Annotated in this window: 1 protein-coding gene; it reads left to right on the plus strand. The window is 69.3% G+C overall.

The window, feature by feature from the left end:
* The first annotated feature begins 140 nt into the window (after nucleotides 1-140).
* Entirely contained in the window at nucleotides 141-1,271 is a 1,131-nt protein-coding gene (locus K6I33_RS35080) for an IS30 family transposase (RefSeq protein ID WP_229358837.1), read from the plus strand.
* Nucleotides 1,272-1,302 lie beyond the last annotated feature (31 nt).

A 1,302-nucleotide genomic window follows, 5' to 3' on the forward strand; every position in this document is an offset into this window, starting at 1 on the left:
CTTAGGTTCTAGTGGTCGTTGCAACACCCCAGCCCAGGGGTGCTGCGATGGACTTCGAGATCCGTGACCGGTCGATCATCCGGGGCCCGAAGCCGTTGACGGAAGAACGGCGCGTCTACCTTGAGCTCGTTGAGCAGGGCGTGAGCGCAAGGGAAGCGGCCCGGATCGTGGGCATCAACCTCCGGACGGGCAAGCGATGGCGCAACGGCCGTAACCCGTCCGGGGGCACGGCGGGGGCACCACCTATCAACGTGGTGGTGCCCCCGCCCCGTCCGTCCCGGTACTTGCGCGAGGACGAACGGATCCACATCGCCGACCGGCTGCGGGAGAAGGCCGGCGTTCGCACGATCGCCGCCGAGCTGGGCCGCAGCCCTTCCACGGTCAGCCGCGAGATCCGCCGGAACCGGCACCCCGGCAACGGCCAGTACCGGCCTCACGCGGCCCAGCGCCGAGCCGAGCACCGGCGGCCCCGCCCCAGGCCCGGGAAGATCGGCCAGAACCCCGAGCTGCGGGACTTCGTCCAGGACCACCTGGCCCTGCGCTGGAGTCCAGAGCAGATCTGCCACGCTCTTCGCAGACGGTTTCCCGGCCGGCCGGAGATGCACGTGACCCACGAGACGATCTACCAGGCCCTCTATGTCCAGGGCCGGGGCGAGCTCCGCCGCGAACTGACCCGGGCTCTTCGGACCGGACGCGCACTGCGCCGCCCCCACCGCCAGGCGCACAGGCGCCAGTCCCGCGCGGTCAAGCAGATGGTCCTGATCAGCGAACGCCCCGCGGAAGCCGCCGACAGGGCCGTGCCCGGTCACTGGGAAGGCGATCTCATCATCGGCAAGGACCACAAGTCGGCGATCGGCACACTCGTCGAACGCACGACCCGCTACCTGATGCTGGTCCACCTGCCACTCGGCCACAGCGCGGAGTACACCCGCGACGCCCTCGCCGCGACCGTGAAGTCCCTACCGCCTCACCTGCGGCGGTCCCTCACCTGGGACCAGGGCTCGGAGATGGCCGCCCACCGGGCGTTCACCCTGGCCACGAACATCCCGGTCTATTTCTGCCACCCGGCCAGCCCATGGCAGCGCGGCTCCAACGAGAACACCAACGGCCTGCTGCGGCAGTACTTCCCCAAGGGAACCGACCTGGCCACCCACACCCGTGCACACCTCGACGCCGTCGCCGCCGAACTCAACAGCCGCCCACGCAAAACGCTCGGCTGGGAAACCCCAGCCGAGCGCCTGCATAAACTGCTCGCCACCACACATCAGTGATCACGTGTTGCGACGACCGATGGAATCCGCC

This window comes from Streptomyces sp. UNOB3_S3, assembly GCF_020740895.1.
Lineage (GTDB): Bacteria > Actinomycetota > Actinomycetes > Streptomycetales > Streptomycetaceae > Streptomyces.